The sequence below is a fragment of the Oceanospirillum sediminis genome, from assembly GCF_014164585.1.
GTDB lineage: Bacteria > Pseudomonadota > Gammaproteobacteria > Pseudomonadales > Halomonadaceae > Oceanospirillum > Oceanospirillum sediminis.
Genome location: NZ_JACJFM010000284.1, coordinates 1 through 333, shown reverse-complemented (window position 1 = coordinate 333; position 333 = coordinate 1). Strand labels below are relative to the sequence as shown.

1 protein-coding gene is annotated in these 333 nt (G+C 30.6%); it reads left to right on the top strand.

Going from position 1 to position 333, the window contains the following annotated elements; all coding sequences use genetic code 11:
• Window positions 1-333: glycosyltransferase (locus H4O21_RS28710; protein WP_182812675.1), on the top strand; the 333-nt coding region annotated here is incomplete at both ends.

Sequence of the window (333 nt, the reverse complement as noted above, 5' to 3'; positions counted from 1 at the left end):
CATTTGAGAATTATAAAATTACTTTCAAAACTTGAATTTAATTTTACTTATACAATCGTTGGAGATGGAGATCAGAAAGAAGCCGTTTTAAATGAAGCAAAGAAATTAGGTGTCTTAGAAAAACTAGTACATATCCCATTTACAAAACAGGTTAATCAAATTTTATCAAAAAATGATATGTTTTTGCAAGGATCATTTGTAGAGGGATTTCCTAATGCCCTATTGGAAAGTTGTGTGGCAGGAATTCCTGTAATTGCATTTGATGTTCCTGGAGGTACCAAAGAAATTGTGGAACATGGAATAAATGGTTTTCTAGTAAAAAACGAAAAAGAA